The 19,332-nt window shown below is 67.3% G+C and carries 20 protein-coding genes; 9 read left to right on the plus strand and 11 right to left on the minus strand.

Annotated features, from left to right (window positions below):
• Positions 1-7: 7 nt before the first annotated feature.
• The 3 genes from amaB to ACSFBL_RS08720 form a co-directional block, all read right to left on the minus strand.
• A complete protein-coding gene (gene amaB / locus ACSFBL_RS08710; protein WP_435515375.1) occupies positions 8-1,513 on the minus strand; it encodes an L-piperidine-6-carboxylate dehydrogenase in 1,506 nt (501 codons plus the stop codon).
• Positions 1,510-2,706, minus strand: coding sequence for a saccharopine dehydrogenase family protein (locus ACSFBL_RS08715; protein WP_435515376.1), 1,197 nt, complete (start codon positions 2,704-2,706; stop codon positions 1,510-1,512). Before ACSFBL_RS08715 ends, amaB begins: the two co-directional genes overlap by 4 nt.
• A gap of 238 nt (positions 2,707-2,944) precedes the next feature.
• On the minus strand, positions 2,945-3,634 hold the full coding sequence (locus tag ACSFBL_RS08720) for a Crp/Fnr family transcriptional regulator (RefSeq protein WP_435515377.1): 690 nt from the start codon (positions 3,632-3,634) through the stop codon (positions 2,945-2,947).
• Between the two features lie 35 nt (positions 3,635-3,669).
• On the opposite strand from ACSFBL_RS08720, the gene ACSFBL_RS08725 reads away from it, so the two are divergent.
• Genes ACSFBL_RS08725 through ACSFBL_RS08745 form a run of 5 tightly spaced genes read left to right on the plus strand, consistent with a single transcriptional unit; the run spans position 3,670 to position 7,506 of the window.
• Positions 3,670-4,806 (plus strand): aminotransferase class V-fold PLP-dependent enzyme, encoded by a 1,137-nt coding sequence (locus tag ACSFBL_RS08725; protein ID WP_435515378.1) that lies wholly within the window; start codon positions 3,670-3,672, stop codon positions 4,804-4,806.
• Positions 4,806-5,282, plus strand: coding sequence for a hypothetical protein (locus ACSFBL_RS08730; protein WP_435515379.1), 477 nt, complete (start codon positions 4,806-4,808; stop codon positions 5,280-5,282). The genes ACSFBL_RS08725 and ACSFBL_RS08730 overlap by 1 nt, the downstream gene beginning before the upstream one ends.
• Before the next feature lie 10 nt (positions 5,283-5,292).
• The gene (locus ACSFBL_RS08735; RefSeq protein WP_435515380.1) at positions 5,293-6,282 is read left to right on the plus strand and encodes a Bug family tripartite tricarboxylate transporter substrate binding protein; all 990 of its coding nucleotides are present in this window, start codon (positions 5,293-5,295) and stop codon (positions 6,280-6,282) included.
• Positions 6,279-6,680, plus strand: a complete 402-nt coding sequence (locus ACSFBL_RS08740; protein WP_435515381.1) for a RidA family protein — start codon at positions 6,279-6,281, stop codon at positions 6,678-6,680. Before ACSFBL_RS08735 ends, ACSFBL_RS08740 begins: the two co-directional genes overlap by 4 nt.
• Before the next feature lie 46 nt (positions 6,681-6,726).
• Positions 6,727-7,506 carry a cyclase family protein gene (locus ACSFBL_RS08745; protein WP_435515382.1) on the plus strand — a complete coding sequence of 260 codons (780 nt, stop codon included), beginning with the start codon at positions 6,727-6,729 and terminating at the stop codon, positions 7,504-7,506.
• A gap of 29 nt (positions 7,507-7,535) precedes the next feature.
• Here ACSFBL_RS08745 and ACSFBL_RS08750 read toward each other — a convergent pair whose 3' ends face one another.
• The 8 genes from ACSFBL_RS08750 to ACSFBL_RS08785 all read right to left on the minus strand — a co-directional run bounded on the left by ACSFBL_RS08750 (position 7,536) and on the right by ACSFBL_RS08785 (position 14,481).
• Positions 7,536-8,561, minus strand: coding sequence for a LacI family DNA-binding transcriptional regulator (locus tag ACSFBL_RS08750; RefSeq protein ID WP_435515383.1), 1,026 nt, complete (start codon positions 8,559-8,561; stop codon positions 7,536-7,538).
• 14 nt (positions 8,562-8,575) lie between these two features.
• The gene (locus ACSFBL_RS08755; protein ID WP_435515384.1) at positions 8,576-9,562 is read right to left on the minus strand and encodes a 2-hydroxyacid dehydrogenase; all 987 of its coding nucleotides are present in this window, start codon (positions 9,560-9,562) and stop codon (positions 8,576-8,578) included.
• Entirely contained in the window at positions 9,559-10,509 is a 951-nt protein-coding gene (locus ACSFBL_RS08760) for a sugar kinase (RefSeq protein ID WP_435515385.1), read from the minus strand. Before ACSFBL_RS08760 ends, ACSFBL_RS08755 begins: the two co-directional genes overlap by 4 nt.
• Complete coding sequence (locus tag ACSFBL_RS08765; protein ID WP_435515386.1) at positions 10,506-11,252, minus strand: sugar phosphate isomerase/epimerase family protein; 747 nt, start codon at positions 11,250-11,252, stop codon at positions 10,506-10,508. Before ACSFBL_RS08765 ends, ACSFBL_RS08760 begins: the two co-directional genes overlap by 4 nt.
• A 125-nt stretch (positions 11,253-11,377) precedes the next feature.
• Positions 11,378-12,157, minus strand: a complete 780-nt coding sequence (locus ACSFBL_RS08770) for an amino acid ABC transporter ATP-binding protein (protein WP_435515387.1) — start codon at positions 12,155-12,157, stop codon at positions 11,378-11,380.
• A gap of 140 nt (positions 12,158-12,297) precedes the next feature.
• Positions 12,298-13,095: a transporter substrate-binding domain-containing protein gene (locus ACSFBL_RS08775; protein WP_435515388.1), complete on the minus strand. Its 798-nt coding sequence runs from the start codon at positions 13,093-13,095 to the stop codon at positions 12,298-12,300.
• A gap of 55 nt (positions 13,096-13,150) precedes the next feature.
• Entirely contained in the window at positions 13,151-13,804 is a 654-nt protein-coding gene (locus tag ACSFBL_RS08780; RefSeq protein ID WP_435515389.1) for an amino acid ABC transporter permease, read from the minus strand.
• 5 nt (positions 13,805-13,809) lie between these two features.
• Positions 13,810-14,481, minus strand: coding sequence for an amino acid ABC transporter permease (locus tag ACSFBL_RS08785; protein ID WP_435515390.1), 672 nt, complete (start codon positions 14,479-14,481; stop codon positions 13,810-13,812).
• A 145-nt stretch (positions 14,482-14,626) separates the two neighbouring features.
• Between ACSFBL_RS08785 and ACSFBL_RS08790 the strand changes: the two genes are divergently transcribed.
• The 4 genes from ACSFBL_RS08790 (at position 14,627) to add (ending at position 19,241) form a co-directional block, all read left to right on the plus strand.
• Entirely contained in the window at positions 14,627-16,330 is a 1,704-nt protein-coding gene (locus ACSFBL_RS08790; protein WP_435515391.1) for a magnesium transporter CorA family protein, read from the plus strand.
• 61 nt (positions 16,331-16,391) lie between these two features.
• Positions 16,392-17,453 carry an MBL fold metallo-hydrolase gene (locus tag ACSFBL_RS08795; protein ID WP_435515392.1) on the plus strand — a complete coding sequence of 354 codons (1,062 nt, stop codon included), beginning with the start codon at positions 16,392-16,394 and terminating at the stop codon, positions 17,451-17,453.
• 90 nt (positions 17,454-17,543) lie between these two features.
• Positions 17,544-18,140 carry a hypothetical protein gene (locus tag ACSFBL_RS08800; RefSeq protein WP_435515393.1) on the plus strand — a complete coding sequence of 199 codons (597 nt, stop codon included), beginning with the start codon at positions 17,544-17,546 and terminating at the stop codon, positions 18,138-18,140.
• Positions 18,141-18,230: 90 nt separating this feature from the next.
• Positions 18,231-19,241: an adenosine deaminase gene (gene add / locus ACSFBL_RS08805; RefSeq protein ID WP_435515394.1), complete on the plus strand. Its 1,011-nt coding sequence runs from the start codon at positions 18,231-18,233 to the stop codon at positions 19,239-19,241.
• Positions 19,242-19,332: the final 91 nt, after the last annotated feature.

Raw genomic sequence — 19,332 nt, forward strand, 5'->3', positions numbered from 1 at the left:
GGAAAACTCACCCGAAGCGAATCCCCTGCGCCAACGGCAGTTCACGCGAGAAGTTGATCGTGTTGGTCGTGCGGCGCATGTACTGCTTCCATGCATCCGACCCGCTTTCCCGGTCGCCCCCGGTCTCCTTCTCTCCGCCGAACGCACCGCCGATCTCCGCCCCGCTCGGGCCGATGTTGACGTTCGCCATGCCGCAGTCCGAGCCGGCCGCCGAGATGAATCGCTCGACCTCTCGCAAGTCGTTGGAGAAGATGCAGGACGACAGGCCTTGCGGGACATCGTTGTGGAGGTCGATCGCCTGATCGAGATCGTCGTAGTGCAGCACGTGGAGCAGCGGGCCGAAGGTTTCGCGCCGGACCAGTTCGGTCTGCGCCGGCATGTCGGCGATGGCCGGGCGAACATAGAAGGCTTTCGGGAAGCGCTCGGCGAGCACGCGATCGCCACCGGTGAGGATGCGGCCGCCCTGCGCCTCGACTTCGGCGATGGCGTGCCGCAGCGTGTCGTAGGCGGCCTCGTCGATCAGGGGGCCGACCAGCGTGCCCTCCTCCAGCGGATGACCGACGCGGAGGCTCTCGTAGGCGGTCAACAGCTTCGCCATCAAGGCCGCCTTGACCGTGCGATGAACGATGAGCCGGCGCAGCGACGTGCAACGCTGGCCGGCGGTGCCGACCGCACTGAACAGGATCGCCCGCAGCGCCATGTCCAGGTCCGCGGCGGGCGTGACGATCATCGCGTTGTTGCCGCCGAGTTCGAGGATGCGTCGCCCGAACCGGGCCGCCACGCGAGGACCGACCTCGCGGCCCATGCGCGTGGAGCCGGTCGCGGAGACCAGCGGAACGTCGGGACTGTCGACCAGTGCCTGCGACTGCGCCGCGCCACCGATCACGATCTGTGCGAGCCCCTCCGGCGCACGCTCGCCGAAGCGGGCAATGGCCCGTTCGAGCGCCCTGAAGGTCGCCAGCCCGGACAAGGGCGCCTTCTCCGACGGCTTGAAGATCACGGGGTCACCGCACACCAGCGCGATGGCTGCATTCCAGGCAAACACCGCGCTCGGGAAATTGAAAGCCGTGATGACGGCGACCGGCCCCAGCGGGTGGTATTGCTCCATGATCCGGTGGCCGGGCCGCTCCGACACGATGGTCTTGCCGTAGAGCTGCCGGGACAGACCGAGCGCGAACTCGCAGATGTCCACGCCCTCCTGCACCTCGCCCAGGCCCTCCTGCGCGATCTTGCCGACTTCGAGCGAGATGATCCGGCCGATGTCGGCCTTCGCGGTGCGCAGTTCCTCGCCCCAGAGCCTTACCAGCTCGCCGCGCGCCGGCGCCGGCACGTCGCGCCAGCGACGGAATGCAGCCTGCGAACGGGCGATGACTTCGGCCATCGATGCGGTCGGCGTCTCATGCAGTTGCGCGAGTTCGGCGCCGTCGACCGCCGAGCGCACGCGCAGCGCGCCACCGGACAATTCCGCCGCACCGATTCCGCAGCGTCCGAGAACAGCTGGTACGTCGCTCATGCTTGTGGCTCCTTCCGGGTCCGGCGTCGTGCCTGAGGCGGCCAAGTATGTGCGAAGGTTTGTGCGCGATGCGGATTCGCGCGCCCTCCGTCCGCACCGGCTTCTGCCAATGCGCCGTAGCAGCTGCCGACCCGCGTGGAAAGAAAGGCTTCCAGCGCGACCTTCTCCTGGCCGACGAAGCCGTGCGCCGGCAATCGCCCGTCGCGCAGCAGTTCGAACACACCCACCACGCCGGCCGCCGTCGCGAGTTCGATGGCGGTGCGGTCCACGCCTCGCAGGCGGCCGCCGTGGATGCGCGCCATGCGCGTCTCCTGCTCGAAGCGGCCCTTGCGCAGCCCCGACGCCGAAGCGAACACGATCACCACGTCCTCCCGGCTGTGCGGCACCGCATGATCGAGCACCTGGCGCAGCAGATCGCGTCGCTCGATCAGCCGCAGGTCGTGCAGCAGCAGCGCCATGGCATCACGGTGACCGGGGTAGCGCAGGGTCTTGTAGTCGAGGTTGCGCACACGGCCCGCGAGCGTCTCGCAGAGCGTGCCGAGCCCGCCGGAAGTGTTGAAGGCTTCGTAGCTCTCGCCGTCGAGCACCAGCGTCTCGAGTCCGTCGAGCGGCTGCACCGACACCGGATGGCCCTGCACGATGGCTGCACACGGATGGCAGTACTCGTTGATGACGCCGTCGACGCTCCAGGTGAAGTTGTAGCGCAGGCCGTTCGTGGCGTGGCGCGACAGGGCGCCGACGCGCAGGTGCAGGTCGTAGAGCTCGTCGAATCGGTTCGCCAGATGGCCGCCCAGCATTCCGATGACGCCGGGCGCGAGACCGCACTGCGGCATCAGCACCGCGTGCGCTCCCTCAGCCATGGCGCGGATGGCAGTGGTGGCGGAGACGTCCTCCGTCAGGTCGAGGTAGTGGACGCCGAGGGATCGCGCTGCCGCCGCGACGCCCGATGCGAGAAAGAAAGGCAGCGCGTTGATGACGACGTCATGCCCGACCATCGCAGCGGCGAGCGCGGTGTCGTCCTCGGCGTCGACGCTGGTGCGCTGCACGAGCCGATCGTCGGGCTCGCACCGTCGGTGATCGCGGTCGGCGAGCGTGACTGGCAGCCGGTGGTATTCGGCCACCATGTCGGCCACCGTGGCGCCGACCTTGCCCGCGCCCAGGACGAGGACCTTGCGAATGTCGACGGGGTTCATGGGGCACCTCCTTGGTTTTCAGCGGTCACGCTGAAATAACTCTAGGAGGGTCCGCTGGCAGTGGGAAGCCGGCATTGCGTCGAAGGCGGGCGTCGTTCGGACGAATCGACGGGACCGACGCTCGAAAGGTCAGCCAGCCGTCCGCGGGCGAAATATCTTCAACCTTGTAAAGCCGTTGACATACGGTGCCAGCAGGCGTTCCTACACTGGGCCGCAATTCGCCGCTTCGGCCCCCGCATCACAAGCTCAGCGCACGCCGCCTTAATCCTTGCAGATCCCGAATCACGCAATGCGACTTGATCATCTCGATCACTCCCTGCTCCTGGAGTTGGATCAGCACGTTCGAGGTCATGACGCGGCTCAGGCCGGCGAGGTTCGCCATCTCCTGGTGGGTGAAGGAAATGCGGATGGCGACGCCCTCCGCCTGCGTTTGGCCATAGGTGTCGGCCAGTTGCACCAGGTGGTGGCTCACGCGCTGCGCGGCGGTCGCCTGGCTCAGGAGCAGGTTCTGGTGCGCCAGCACGCGCAGCTTGACGTTCATCAGCCAGAGGACCTGTCGCAGGCATTCGCCGTCGCGCTGCATGCAGTCGAGCAAGCGTTGCCGGTCGACCTGTCGCACGACCACGTCGGACGAGGCCACCGCCGTTACGGAATGCCTGCCGTCCAGGAAGGCGCTGCACTCGCCGACCATGCCGTGGGTGCCGACGATGGCCATGTGCTTCTCGTGGCCGGCCTCCGACAGGAGCACCAGGCGCACGCGCCCCTCCTCGACGACGAACACATGATTCACCGGGTCGCCCTGCGAGAACAGGGTCTGTCCCTTGCCGAAGCGCACCGTCGGCGCGCCTTCCGTCAACGTCTTCCACGCGAAGTGCGGCACCTCGATCCATGCCGAGGGGGAAGTCGCCGCGTCGCCGTTTTTGTTCATCGCCTCAAGGCCTTGTCGTCGTGCAAGGCAAGTTCATGAATCATCCATTCTCTTCGTACCGCAAGCTCTTTCCCATCCTGGACAACGCGGTCCAGCTCTCCAGCTGCTCGCAAAGCGCGCTCAGCCTGCCGGTGCGGCAGGCGATCGACGACTACCTCGACGTCTGGGTGCGGCGCGGCGCCGACTGGGGCTACTGGATGGACCAGGTCGCCCTGTCACGCGCGGAGTTCGCTCGCATGATCCATGCCGATGTGGACGACATCGCGGTGCTGGGGAGCGTCTCGGACGCGGCTTCGAGCATTGCCTCGACGCAGCGCTTCAACGAGGACCGCCGCGACATCGTCACCACGACGCTGGATTTCCCGTCCATCTGCCACGTGTGGCTGGCGCAGCAGCCCCGTGGCGCCCGGGTCCGCTTCGTCGAGGGCGAGGCCGGCAGCACCACCGCCACCGAGCGCATCGCCAGCACCATCGACGCGCAGACCGCGCTGGTGTCGGTGTCGCACGCCTGCTTCTACGACGGGCAGATCGTCGATATCGCCGCCACCGGTCGCGCCGCGCGCGAGCACGGCGCCATCCAGTTCGTCGACGCCTACCAGTCCGCCGGCTCCATCGCGATCGACGTTCGCGAACAGGAGGTCGACGTTCTCGCGGCGGGCGCGCAGAAGTACCTGCTGGGCATTCCGGGGATCGCCTTCCTGTATGTGCGGCCCGAGCTTGCGCGACGGCTCACGCCGTCCGTCACCGGCTGGTTCGGCCGCGTGAACCCGTTCGAATTCAACCCGGCAAAGCTGGATTTCGCGGCCGGCGCGACCCGGTTCAACACCGGCACGCCGCCGATGATGTGCGCCAGCGTGGCCCGGGCCAGCATGAGCCTGCTCAACGAGATCGGCATACCGGCAATCGAGGCCTACCTCGCCGAGCTTTCCGCGGTCGCCATCGAGGAGGCGGCACGCCTCGGGCTCTCGGTCGCCAGCCCGACCACGCCGTCGGCCAAGGGCGCCAACACGGCCGTGCGCATTGCCAATGCGGGGCAGGTCGAGGCACAGATGTTGCAGTCGGGCTATGTGGTCTCGGCGCGCAACGACGTGATCCGGATCGCGCCGCACTTCTACAACACCGCCGACGACGTCGTGGGCGCCCTGCGCGAACTCGCGCGCCTGACGCGCTGATGCCGATGTTCAACGATTCGCCTCCCGGCTCCGCCAGTTCGCATTGCGCTTCGGTCGTCTGCGGGGTGGCTGCGAACGAGGCGCTGGCCTTCCTGGCCGATGGCGTGGAGCTCGGCCACTGGGCGCTCGGCTGCTGGCAGACGGAGCCGATCGGCGACGGTGTCGTGCGCGGCCGCTCCCTCTTCGACGATCAGCCCGGCTGCGTGCGCCCCGTGCTGGACACTGCCCGCATGACGGTGATCTATCACGTCGGCGCCACCGCCGATGCGCTCAGCCCGCGCATCAGCGCTGTCGTCGAGCCCGCCGCGAGAGCGGACGGCGCAGGCGACGCGTGCCGGGTCAGCCTGCTTGCAACCCGCATGCCCGGCATGGACGATGCCCGGTGGCTGCGCCTCATGCGCTGCCACGAGGTCGAGGTGCTGTTGATCCAGGCGCGCCTCGAGCGCCGAGCCACGCGTTCTTTGAAACCACGATGAGGAAGAGATCATGAATCGACGCCATTTCAACCAGGCACTCACGGCAGCCGTGCTGGCATCTGCGCTACCGGCCTGGAGTGCCGGCCCAGCCAGCACCAAGGCCTACACCGGGCCCATCCGCGTGCTGGTGGGCTTCCCGCCGGGCGGCGCCACCGACGTGGTCGCGCGCGCGGTCGTCGACAAGCTCGGCAAGGCCATGAACGGCCAGGTCTTCATCGTGGACAACAAGCCGGGCGCCGGCGGGCAGATCGCGGCGCAGTTGCTCAAGGCGGCGCCGGCCGACGGGTCGACCATCATGCTGTCGATCGATCACACGCAGGTGATCATCCCGCTGACCATCGCCGCCGCCGGCTACGACCCTGTGGCCGACTTCACCGCGCTGGCGGGGGTGGCCGGCTATTACAACGTCCTCGCCGTCAGCGCCAGCACCGGTGTCAAGACGATGGCCGAACTCGGCGCCTGGCTGAAGGCGCATCCAAACGAGGCCAACTACGGCATTCCCGCCGCCGGCAGCGTGCCGCAGTTCATCGGCCACGTGATCGGGAAGTCCTTCGGCGTGCCGATGAACTCGGTGCCGTACAAGGGCGGCGCACCGATGGTGCAGGACCTGCTCGCGGGCCAGATCCCTATCGGCATCGCCTCGATGACCGAGCTGATCGAATACCACCGCGCCGGCAAGGTCCGCATCCTGGCCAGTTCCGGCCAGGAGCGCAGCAAGACTGCGCCCGAGATTCCCACCTTTCTCGAACTGGGCTTCAGCGGCATCGACAAGAACCCGTGGCTCGCCTTCTTCGGGCCGAAGGGAATGCCCCAGGACTTCATCGACCAGTTCGACAGCGCCATGAAGACCGTGCTGGCGCAGCCCGACCTGCAGGAGCGCCTGGCGAAGATGGGCAATGAAGTCAACCCGGCCCCGTCGAAGGAGGTCGAGCAGTGGGTCATCGACGCCAACCGCAACTGGAGCAAGGTGATCCGCGATTCGGGCTTCAAGGCGCAATGAACACGAACACACGCGGCGGACGCGAATTCATCCAGAGCGGATCGCGCTGGGAAGAGCTCGCCGGCTACTCGCGCGCCGTGGTCGATGGCGACTGGGTCTTCGTGTCCGGCACGCTGGGCCAGGACTTCGCCACCGGGGAGTTTCCGCCCACGGCGCAGCAGCAGGCCGAGCGGGCGCTCGACACGATCGAGACCGCGCTGTCGCAGGCGCGATCCGGCCTTGCCGACGTGGTACGGGTGCGCGTCTACGTGCCCGATCGGGCCGACGTCATCCCGGTCAGCGAAGTGCTCCGTCGCCGCTTCGGCGCCAACCGTCCGGCCAACACCACGGTGTGCAGTGCGCTCGCCGTGGAAGGCGCCAAGGTCGAACTCGAAGTGACCGCGCGGCGTAGCATCTGAGTCGCTCCGGTCTGTTGACTTGTCTTTTTTTGGATTGGATTCCTCGATGACCCTCCTCACGCAACTCGCCCAGGCCCTGCGCAACCAGTCGGTTCGCACCATCGACCTCACGCACACGCTGAGCGAAGACTTCCCGCCACTGCAACTTCCGCCCCAGTTCGGCCAGGTCGCCGCTTTCAAGAAAGAGCGCATCTCGCAATACGACGAAGCGGGCCCCGGCTGGTACTGGAACAACTTCTCGTGCGGCGAACACACCGGCACGCACTTCGACGCGCCTGCGCACTGGGTGACGGGCAAGGACCACGATCGCAACACCGTGGACACCATCGATCCCGGAAACTTCATTGCGCCGGCCGTCGTCGTCGATGCCAGCGCCGAAGTCGCGAAGGACCCCGACTGGCTGCTCACCGTCGAGTTCCTGCAGGTGTGGGAAGGCAAGCACGGCCGCATTCCCGAAGGCGCCTGGGTGCTCTTTCGCACCGACTGGTCCAAGCGCCTCGTCGATCCGGCCGCCTTCGTCAACATGCGCGAGGACGGCGCCCACACGCCGGGCCCGACGCAGGCGGCGGTGGAATGGCTCATCCAGGAGCGCAAGGTCCACGGCTTCGGTGTCGAAACGATCAACACCGACGCCGGCCAGTCCTACGGCTGGCCGCTGCCCTACCCCTGCCACACGCTCATGCACGGCGCCAACCGCTATGGGCTGCAATGCCTGAAGAACCTCGACCAGCTTCCGCCCACGGGCGCGCTGATCGTGTCCGCGCCGCTGAAGATCGAGGAAGGCTCCGGCAGTCCGCTGCGCGTCCTCGCGCTGGTCGAGGGTTAGGCCAGGCCTCAGTCCGGCGACGCGGGTGATCAGGCCTCGGCCGACGATCCCCGGACCACAAGTTCACCCGGCAGCAGCAGCTGCCGCGGCGGTCCTTCGAGGCCACCCAGGCGCTCGATGAGGCAGGTTGCGGCGACCCGTCCGATCGCATCCGTCGGCTGCGCGATCGCGCTCAGCCCGGGGCCGATCAGTGGCGCCCACTCGGCATCGTCGAAGCCGACGAAGCCGACATCCGTGCCGAAGCGCAAGCCCAGTCGCGCCATGGCCGACGCCACGCGCAGTGTCACCACGGCATTGCCGGCCAGCACGGCGACGCGGCGGCCACGTTTGGCGCGCTTGTGCAGGGCGCGCAATGCCGAGTCGAGGGCATCGCCGTCCTCGCTGGCGCACTCGAAGACCTCGCCGGCCACGCGCGGTTCATGCGCCGCCAGGCAGGCGCCGAAAGCCGCCGTGCGCTCGCGGCGCGAACTCACGCCTTTCAGGGGCTCGGTGATGTAGAGCAGTTCGCGATACCCGCCTTCGACGAGATGCCCGCAGGCCGTCTTCATGGCAGCGACGTTGTCGAGCGAGACGAAGTCGGTGTGCATGCCCGCATGCCGACGGTCCACCAGCACGGCCGGCTTGCCGTGCAGGGCGTCGGCATCGACGAGCCCGGCACCCCGCCCCAGCGTATTGAGGATGAAGCCATCGACCTGGTAGCCAGCCAGCGCATCGATGGCCTCCCGCTCGCGGTCGATGTCGTTGCCCAGGTTGAAGAGCATCACCAGATAGCCCGCGTCCTGGCAGGCCTTCTCGGCGCCGCGCAGCACCGCGACTGAATAGGGATTGGTGATGTCGGCCACGATCAGCCCGATCAGCCGCGAGCGGCCATGGCTCAGGGCCTGTGCCATCGGGCTCGGCGTGTAGGCCAGCTCGGCGACCGCGGCCTCGACGCGGGCGGCAATGTCGGGGCTCAGCAGGCGCTCGCGGTGATTGAGGAATCGCGAGACCGTGGCCTTCGAGACGCCCGCCGCCTTGGCCACATCGGCGATGGTTGCGCGCCCGGGCCGCTGCATGGGAGCCCTCGCGTTCAAGCGGACGCCGTGTCGTAGACGGCCAGGGGCCTCTCGCCCGCCAATGCGCGCAGCAGGTTGGTGGTCGCCAGCTCGGCCATCGCATGCCGCGTCTCGTGCGTGGCCGAGCCGATGTGCGGCAGCGGCGTGACGCGCGGATGCGTGCGCAAGGGCGACGCCATCGGCAGCGGCTCGGTCGCGAAGACGTCGAGGCCCGCGGCACGCAGGGTGCCCTGGTCGAGCGCTGCCAGCAAGGCATCCTCCTGCACGGTGGCCCCGCGGCCGCCGTTGATGAAGACGGCGCCCGGCTTCATGGCGCCGAAGAACCCGGCGTCGATCATGTCGCGCGTGCTGTCCGACAGCGGCAGCATCGCCACCACGAAGTCGGATGCCGCGAGCATCGCGTCGAGCGAGGTGTGCGTGGCGCGGCCCTGCAGCTCGGGCGCCTGCGCGGCGAGGTCGACCGGGCGACGCGTGTGATAGAGCACCGGCATGCCGAAGCCGAGCGCGGCGCGGCGCGCGATCGCCTGGCCGATGCGGCCGAAGCCGAGCAGGCCCAGCGTCTTGCCGTGCACGTCGAAGCCGAAAAGGTCCTCGCCGATGTTCTGGGTCCATCGGCCGTCGTGCACGAGGTTGGACAGTTCGACCACGCGGCGGCTGGTCGCCATGAGCAGCGCGAACACGGTGTCCGCCACCGTCTCGTCGAGGACGCCGGGTGTGTGGCACAGCGTGATGCCGCGCGCATGCAGGGCGGAGAGCGCGTAGTTGTCGACGCCGACCGACACGCTGGAGACCACTTCGAGTTGCGGCGCCCGCGAGATCAGCGCGTCGTCGATGGGGTAGCTCGAGCCGATCAGGCCTTGCGCGGTCGGCAATGCCGCCTCGAAGGACTGCTCCTGCGCCGCCACGCGCGGATTCGCGACGACGACTTCATGCGCCGCCTGCAGGCGGGCCAGCTGGTCGTCCGGCAGCTCGCGGAAAACGAGGATGTTCTTGCGCGTCATAGTCCAGCCTCTTCAAGTTGCACCCGCGTCGGCAGGCCTTCGGTATCGCCCAGCACCTGCACGGCACGGGCGCCGATCCATGCGCCGCGGCGCACGGCCTCGGGAACGGTCTTACCTTCGAGCAATGCGCTCACCACGCCGGCCGCAAAGCCGTCGCCCGCGCCCACGGTGTCGACGATCTCCTTGACCGGGAAGCCTTCCACGCGGCCGGTGCCGGCCACGTCGCCATCGTAGTAGGCACCCTCGGCACCCAGCTTGACGACCACCAGCTTCGCGCCGCGTTGCCGATAGAACTTCGCAACGCCTTCCGGCGTGCTTTCGCCGGTGAGGATCAGGCCCTCTTCCATGCCCGGCAGCACCCAGTCGGCACGCGCAGCGAGATCGTTGATCGCGCTGCGCATCACCTCAGGCGAGGACCACAGCGTCGGGCGCAGGTTGGGGTCGAACGAAATGGTGCGGCCGGCCTGGCGCATCACGTCCATCGACTTGATCGCCGCCTGCAGGCTGGTGCCGGAAATGGCCGCGAACACGCCCGTCGCATGAAGGTGCCGCGCGGAACGCAGCCAGGCCTCGTCCACATCGGCCGGACCCATCTGGCTCGCAGCCGACCCCTTGCGGTGGTATTCGACCGGCGGATCGCTACCGTCCGTGACGCGGCCCTTGAACTGGAAGCCCGTGCGCTGCGTCGGGTCGGTGATCACGTGCGAGCAGTCGATGCCCTCGCCCTGCATGGTGGCGAGCAGCGCGCGACCCATCGAGTCGGTCCCGAGCCGGCTGGCCCAGCCGACCTTGAGGCCGAGGCGCGAAAGGCCGATCGCCACGTTGGTCTCCGCGCCGGCCGTGCGTTTGTGGAAGGCGGTCGCGTTCTCGATCGGCCCCGGCTGGTCGGCCACCAGCAGCAGCATCGCTTCGCCGAACAGCGCGACATCGAAGGAAGTGTTCGTCATGGTGTGGCTCGCAGGGAGCGGATGAGCGCGATCTGGTCGCGCGTGACGGTCAGCAGGTCATCGCCGATCAAGGGATATTCGATGGCATGCGGCACATCGGCGGGCAGCGCACGCAATACCGCGCGCCAGGGCGCAACGGAATCCGTGAGCGGCACCGCCACCCACTTGGCCGGCAGCCGCTGCGCGCCCTTGCAATGCACATAGCGCACGCGGCGCCCCAGCGCCTGCGCCGCCTGCAGCGGGCATTCGCCGACCCAGTGCCAGTTGCCCATGTCGAAGGTCATGCCCAGGTCGAGCCCCGCACGGTCGGCGACGTCGAAGAAGGTCAGCAATGCAGGCAGCGTGCCCGCGGAAACGGTCTGGTCGTTCTCGATCACGAGTTCGATCCGGGTTTCGGACAATTGCACCTTGAGGCCCCACAGCGAGCCATGCGACGACGGACGAAAGTCGCCGATCGACATCTTGAGCCGCTTCGCACCCAGGGTGGTTGCTGCAGCGATGCCACGCCCGAGCGCCGCGCTGTCGAGCCAACCGCCTTCAGCCCAGAGCCCTTCGGGACTCGAGTAGACCGAAGCAATACCGGCCAGCGCAGGCAGCTCGGTCGCCGGATCACGCAGCAGCTCGCCGCGCACTTCGACGCTGTCGGCGCCGGCGGCCTTCGCAAGCTGCGAGCACCACAGCTGGCCATGGCGCCCGGTTTCGGCAGCGCCGAACGATGAGAGAGAAATCAATACGTCCGTCACGTCCAAAGCTCCAAAATCCCATTCCAGAAATACCGCGGAACCGGCTCCGCCGGGCCGCCGGTATTGCCCCCTGCAAGGGGGTTGGCGAAGCGACACGAAGTGCGCGAAGCCTGGGGGTGTGCCATTTAATGCGCCTGATGGGAGCTCAGAATCTGACCGAGGAACTGGCGCGTCTTTTCGTGCTTCGGATTGCCGAAGAAATCAGCCGGCGGACCCTGCTCGACGATCTTGCCGTCCGCCATGAAGATCACGCGATCCGCCACGCTGCGCGCGAAGCCCATTTCGTGCGTCACGCACAACATCGTCATCCCGTCCTCGGCCAGCCCGATCATGGTGTCGAGCACTTCCTTCACCATCTCGGGATCGAGCGCCGAAGTGGGCTCATCGAACAGCATGATCTTCGGTGCCATGCACAGCGCACGGGCGATCGCCACGCGCTGCTGCTGCCCCCCGGAGAGCTGGCTCGGATACTTGTGCGCCTGCTCGGGAATGCGCACGCGCGTGAGGTACTTCATCGCGACCTCCTCCGCCTGCGCCTTCGACATGCCGCGCGAACGCATCGGCGCCAGCGTACAGTTCTGCAGGATCGTGAGGTGCGGGAACAGGTTGAACTGCTGGAACACCATGCCCACCTCGGCCCGCACCGCGTCGACGTTCTTCCCACCCGCCGTCAGCTCGATGCCGTCCACCACGATGCGGCCCTTCTGCACCGTCTCCAGACGGTTGATGCAGCGAATCAGCGTCGACTTGCCCGACCCCGACGGCCCGCAGATCACGATCCGCTCCCCAGTGCGAACCGAGAGGTCGATGTTGGTTAACACCTGAAAAGTGCCGTACCACTTGTTCACCGCCTCCATCTGAATAATCGATTCGGTCCCAGCGTGGGTCGTGACTGCGTCGGTCATAAAAATCCCGTCAATTCAAAAAAACAACCGTCGTGCCCCGCTCCCCCTTCGTGAAACACCGCGGAACCGGCTCCGCCGGGCCGCCGGTGTTGCCCCCTGAAAGGGGGTGGAGAGCGACACAAAGTGCGCGAGCCTGGGGGTCAGTTCATCTTCGGCAAATCGGTCTGCAACCACTTCTGGTACAGCTTGTTCAACTCCCCATTGGCCGTGTTCTTCTGGATGAACTCGTTCACGTTCTTCGCCAGATCGTCCTGGCCCGGGCGCATCGCGATGCCCATGTTCTGCTGCACCAGCGTGAACTTGTTTTCGAAGGTGTTGGCCGGCACGCGCTTGGCGATCTGCGCGGCGACAGTGGTGGACGCGCCGATCGCATCGACCTGGCCCGACATCAGCGCCTGCATGGCCGACGCGTCGTCGTCGAAGCGGCGGATCTCGGTGCCTTCCGGTGCGGCCTTGGTCACGGCCACGTCCTGCGTGCTGGCACGGGCCACGCCCACACGCACGCCCTTCAGGTCGGCGGCGCTCTTGATCGGCGCACCGGTCTTGCCGTAGAGCACGATGGTCGCGGCCGCATAGGGCTGCGAGAACTGGACCTGCTTGGCGCGCTCGGGCGTCACGGCCAGCGAGGCGACCAGCAGGTCGACCTTGTTGGTCAGCAGGAAGGGAATGCGGTTCGGGCCGGTGACCGGCACGATGTTGGCCTTCACGCCCCAGTCCTTGGCCAGCAGCTTGGCGACGTCGGCGTCGTAGCCGTCGGGCTGGTTCTTGGCGTCGGTCGTGCCGTAGGGCGGGAAGTCGACCAGCATGCCGATCGTGATCTCACCCTTCTTCTTGATGTCGGCCACGCTCTGGGCGGATGCGAAAGGTGCGAACGCAGTGAGTGCGGCGCCCAGGCCCAGCGCTGCGATGGCGGCGCGACGGGTGGTGGATCGAATCATGTCGGGACTCCTAAGGTTGAGGACTGAAAACAGGAAAGGCGAAAGAAAGGCGGAATCAGCGGCTCAAGGCGCGAGCGCGTTTGCGCTCCATGCGCGCAGCCAGCAACGAGAGCGGCCAGCAAATGACGAAATAGAGCGCGGCCACTGTCGTGAAGACGTGCAGCGGCTGGAAGGTCGCGTTGTTGATGATCTGCCCGGCGCGGGTGATCTCGGTGAAGCCGATGATGGCTGCGAGCGAGGTGCCCTTGATGATCTGCACCACGTAGCCCACGGTCGGCGGCAGCGCGATCTTGAAGGCCTGGGGCAGCACCACGTCGCGCATCCGCGAGGTGTAGCTGAGGTTGAGCGCTTGCGCCGCTTCCCACTGGCCGCGCGGGATGGCTTCGATGCAGCCGCGCCAGATCTCGCCGAGGAACGCTGCACTGTTGAGCACCAGCGCCGCGCCCGCCGCGATCCACGGATTGATGTCGAGGCCGAACACTGGCGCGCCGAAGAAGATCAGGAACAGTTGCAGCAGCAGCGGCGTGCCCTGGAAGATCTGGATGAAGCCGGTCGAGAGCACGCGCGCGGTCTTGCTTTCGGACGTGCGTGCCAGCGCGACGATCAGCCCGAGGACCGCGCCGCCGACGAAGGCGATGAGCGACAGCGCCAGCGTCCACCGGGCCGCTTCGAGGATGAACAGGAATTCGGGAAAGCCGAAGGTACGCATGGTGTTCAGCGCCGATCCGGATAGTTGAGGGTGCGCCTGTAGATCAGCTTGAACAGCCCCGAGAACGACAGCGCCAGCGCAAGGTAGATGCACGCGACCACGATGTAGATCTCGAAGCTGCGGAAGGTCTGCGACTGCAGGTTGGCCGCGACCGAGGTGAGGTCATCGGCCGAGATCACCGACACCACCGCCGAACTCAGCATCAGCAGGATGAACTGGCTCGTGAGCGCCGGGTAGATGGCCTTGAGCGCGGGCTTGATGATCACGAAGCGGAAGATTTCCCACGGCTTGAGATTCAGCGCCCTGCCCGCTTCGATCTGCCCCTTGGGGATGGATTCGATGCCGGCGCGCACGATCTCAGCCGCATAGGCGCCGAGGTTCACCACCATCGCGGTGAGCGCCGCCGTGTAGGGCGACCAGCGCAGGCCGATGGCCGGCAACGCGAAGAAAAAGAAGAACAGCTGGACCAGGAAGGGCGTGTTGCGGATGACCTCGATGTATGCGTTCACGATGAAGCGCAGCCAGGCCGGCCCCGAGGTCTTTCCCCAGGCGCAGAAGATGGCGACCACGAGGCCCAGCAGCGTGGCGACGAGCGAGAGCTGGATCGTGATCCAGGTGCCCTTCAGCAGCAGCGGCCAGGCGGCAAAGACGGCATCGAACTGGAATTGGTAGTTCACGGGAGACGTGGATTCCGGAAGGGTTCGGGGGTGGTGCGCCGCGCTGCAAATACGCTTCATCGCGGTGCAGCGCAGTATATGTGAAACCGGTTTCAGCACCGCACTAGGGATTCCCCTAATCGCCCCGCGTGCCTACACTGGAGCGATGCTGATCACCGAAACGCCGGACACGGAGATGCAGGCCGCGACCACGGGATCCGCGCCCGCGGTGCGCCATTTGCGACAGACCTTGCTGTGGCCGTTGCGGCTGATGCCGACGGTGCAACCGCGGCACGCGCACCGCGGCCCGTGGCAGGAGCTCCGCGACCTCGGCGATGCATCACCATGGCGCGAGGAGATCGACGAATACACCGGCGGCAGCGACCGTTTCCATGAGCGGCACTACAACGAGTTCGTGAGCTTCCTGCCCTACGTGCAGCGCTTCCTGTACGGCGATGGCCGCAAGGGACGCCAGGCCGGCAAGGACTCCGGCAGCGACTCACCGATGCGCGTGTTCCGTCGCGGCGATATCGCGGCGGTGCGCGTGGTAGCGAAGCCCGGCGACGCGCCGATCACGCTGCAGGTGGTGCACGTCGACCTCTACTTCTTCTTCGACGTCGACGTGGTGCTGCTCAATGTCGAAGTCGGCGCCGATGACCTGAGCCTGCCGCAGGCGCAGGAGATCCTCTACCGCTTCGGCCGCGCGTATCCCGGCGGCTGGGATGCACAAGGCCACGCGTTGCATTGCATGAGCAGCGTTGAATGGCTGGGGGCCGACGGCAGCGTGCTGTCGAGTTCCGATGCGCAGCAGCGCGAGGCCTTCCTGTCGCACGTGGCCGAGCACCGCGCACCGCGCCTTGCGGCGCACTGGGCGTGGCTGATGCGACCGCTCGTCAGCGACCATTCGGACGAAGCCGGCGCGCTGCGCTTCCGCCAGATCGAGTACTACCGCATGCCGGTTATGGCCTATCTCGCGCTCGATGATCCGCGCAAGCTCTCGCGCAGCGACTTCATCCGGCTGGCGCTGGTGACGGGCGCGGCCGAGCCGGCCGCCAGCGGCGCCGGCCCCCTGCCCTACGCGGAAGAGCACGTCGCGGACTTCGAGCAGCGCTACTGCTACGACCGCTTCTGGGTCGCCGCCGGCTCCGCGCCGAACACGCGCTACCTGTGCAACGGCCGCGCGCTCATCGTGATCGGCGATGCGCACGCCGAGTTCTTCTGCTGCCGCGACCGCGGCGTGCTGGCGCAGTTCCGTCACCAGCACTTCCTGCTCTTCCTCATCGCGCACTTCCAGAAGGCGGCGCTGCTGATGTATTCGGACCGGCTCGTCGAGGCCCTGCGAAACCTCGACATCCACGACGTCGCGAGCGTCAAGCGCTTCAAGCGCGCGATCCGCGCGAGCTTCGAAGGCTTCCTGCGCTTCACGCACCGCTACTGGTTCCACGAAATCTCCGAGCAGGCGCAGGTGCGCGCACTGTCGCACCTGTGCACCACGCACCTCGGCCTCGATCCGCTCTACGAGGAGGTCAAGGAGCGGATCGCGGACATGAACACCTACCTCGACGCCGACAGCCTGCGCCGGCAGGCCAACACGGTGGTGCGGCTGACCGTGGTCACGCTGTTCGGCCTGATCGGCACGATCACGACCGGCTTCCTCGGCATGAACCTGCTGGCCGAAGCGGACTCGCCGATGTGGCGCAAGCTGCTCTGGTTCGGCGTGACCTTTGGGTTCACGACCTGGCTCACGGTCTACACCATGGTCAAGTCGAAGCGGCTGTCGGATTTCATCGATGCGCTTTCCGACGAGCGCCACACGCTAAGTACCAAGCTGGGCGTGCTGGCGAGGGTGTGGCGGCCCGGGTCGGACTGAGCCGATGCATTTCCCCCCGAGAACGCGGCCCGCGCCTCCGCGGTGGCACCGCTGGTGCGGAATGCTGGCGGCAGCCACATGCGCCCTGCTCACCAGTTGTGCAAGCCACGGCGCCTGCGAGTCGCCCTATGCCGCATCGCCGCAGTTCGTCGGCTGCGGCTTCCGGAATCCACCCAACCCCGACGCGCTCCCGTCGGAGAGCCGGTGGAAGATCTGGACGCGCTTTCTCGTCGGCACCAAGACCGACACCGTGCCGACCGACCCGATTCCCGTGCGCCCCCTCAGCACCGCGCAACTGGAGGCGCTGGATCCGCAGGCCAATCACGTGATCCGGCTGGGGCATTCTTCCCACCTGCTCAAGCTGCGCGGCAAGTTCTGGTTGATCGACCCGGTCTTCAGCGAGCGCGCGTCGCCGTTCCAGTGGGTCGGGCCGAAGCGCTTCCACAAGCCGCCGCTCGCGCTCGATCAGTTGCCGCCGATCGAAGGCCTGATCCTCTCGCACGACCACTACGATCATCTCGACGTCGCGACCATCCAATACCTCGCGCAGCGCGTGCACCGCTACTTCGTGCCGCTGGGCGTGGGTGCGCGTCTGGTGGAACTCGGCGTGCCGCCCGATCGCATCACCGAGCTCGACTGGTGGCAGAGCGGACAGCACGACGGCGTGCAACTCACCGCAACCCCTGCCCAGCATTTCTCTGGACGCACCCTGAACGACCGCGACAGGACGCTGTGGGCGTCGTGGGTCATCCAGAGCGGCGACCAGCGCATCTTCTACAGCGGCGACTCCGGCTACTTCAAGGGCTTCGGCGAGATCGGCGAACGCTTCGGCGGCTTCGACGTGGCGATGATGGAGAACGGCGCGTACGACGCCTACTGGCCCTCGGTGCACATGACGCCCGAGCAAACCGTCAAGGCCTTCCGGGACCTGCACGGCAAGGTGCTTTTCTCGGTGCACAACAGCACTTTCGACCTGGCCTTCCACACCTGGCACGATCCACTGGATCGCATCGCCGACCTGTCGGAAAACCAGAAGATCGAACTCGCCACCCCGGTCATCGGCGAGGTACTGACCGTCGGGCAGCCACGCACCAACGTGCGTTGGTGGCAAGGGCTGAAGTAGCCGCCGGCTGAACAAGGTCAGCTCGCTGTCAGGCGCCGGTGCGCATCCTGCCTCCGGTGCGCCCATGGCGGCGCTGGCGAGGTCTTCCGGATGAAGCGCTTTCTCACGATCGTGGCCTGGGTCCTCGCATGGGGCGCGTGCGCATGGCCATCCGCGGCGATGGCGCAGCAACCCCTCGTCATCACGGCCCTGGCCGAGCGGAAGGTCGCGGAGTTGCCCGCCGGACAGCTCTACTGGCGAATTGAAAACTTTCCTTCGGTCGCGCAGGCCCAGGGCGCGGCCAACGCCTGGGCACTCGTCGCCGAGGCAGAGGGCAAGGTCTGGCTCTTCACGCTCGGCCCGGCGGGTGGATCGTCCGCGGGCGGCGTCAAGGTCGCGGAAGTCGGGCCCATCCCGCGGGTCGCTGCACCTCAATATCTCCTTCGGATCAACGAAGCCAGCGGCCCACCGGGCAGCACGACGCCCGTCCACAGCCACCCGGGCAACGAGGCCTTCCTGGTTCTCACGGGCGAGCAGAGCATTCGGGGTCCCGACGGCCTGATGCGCGTCAAGGCCGGCCAGCCCGAACCGGGCCATGGCGGCGGGATGCCGATGCAGGTGTCGAGCAGCGGCTCGACGGACCTGCGCGCCCTGGTGATGTTCGTGCTGGACGCAACCCAGCCGTTTTCATCTCCGGCAAAGTTCTGAGCGCGGTCTGCCTGGCGGCAGCGCGGGCCGATACTGACTATGCGTACCGACGTATGTCGTGGCGCTTTCGATGCGCGAGACTGGCGATCGATGTCCAGTCCCCAGCCCTCCCCCCTCGATCGATTGCGTGCCCTGCCCAAGGCCGAGATCCATGCCCATCTCGAAGGTTGCTTCGAACCCGCCGTCCTCGCGCAATGGGCCACGCAGGCAGGGGTGGCCATGCCGAGGCCCCGCGATCGCCTGTTCGAGTTCGAAGGCCTCGCCGACTTCCTGCACTTCCTCGACTGGGCTTGCGGCCTCGCGTCGACACGCGAACGCCTGGCCGAACTGAGCTACGGCTTCAGCAAGCGGCTGGCCGAGGCCGGCGCGGGCTACGCGGACGTGATCGTCAACCCGACCCACTGGAAGGCGTGGCATGGTCGCCTCCCCGCCATGATCGACGCGATCGACGCCGGCTTCACCGCCGCGGAGCAGGACGGCCTGCCGCCGGCGGGCCTGTGCGTCAGCCTGCTGCGCACGCAATCGTCGTCCGCCGCGATCGAACTGGTCGACACGCTGGTGGACCTCCGACATCCGCGCGTCGTCGCGCTCTCGATCGACGGCAACGAAGCCGCGGCCGGACGCACCGGCCCGCGTTTCGCCGAAGCATTCCGACGCGCCGGTGCGGCGGGACTGTGCCGCACCGTGCATGCGGGCGAATCCAGCGGACCCGAGGGCGTGCGCGATGCGGTCGAACTGCTTGGCGCCGACCGCATCGATCACGGCGTGCGGGCGATCGAGGATCCCGCACTGCTCGACCTGCTGGTCGATCGCCGGATCCCCCTCGGCATCTGCCCCACTTCCAATCTCCGGCTGGGTGTGTACGCATCCATCGAGGCGCATCCGATCGACCGCCTTCGCCGTGCCGGCGCGGTCGTGTCCATCAACACGGACGACCCCGTGCTGCTGGGTGCCAGCCTCGTGGGCGAGTACGCGCTGTGCAGCAAGGCCTTCGGTTGGTCGGATGACGACCTGCGTTCACTCGCGCGCAATTCGATCGAGGCGAGCTTCGCGAATCCTGACGTCAAGGCCGGTCTGCTCCGGGCGCTGTCGGCCTGGTGAGCCAGCGGCCATTCCATCGGAATGGCGCCACACTTGTTACTCCCTGAGTTCGACTTCCGGTGCCAAACTTTCACACGGCGGCCATGCGGCC

Source organism: Variovorax glacialis, assembly GCF_051216375.1.
Classification (GTDB): domain Bacteria; phylum Pseudomonadota; class Gammaproteobacteria; order Burkholderiales; family Burkholderiaceae_C; genus Variovorax.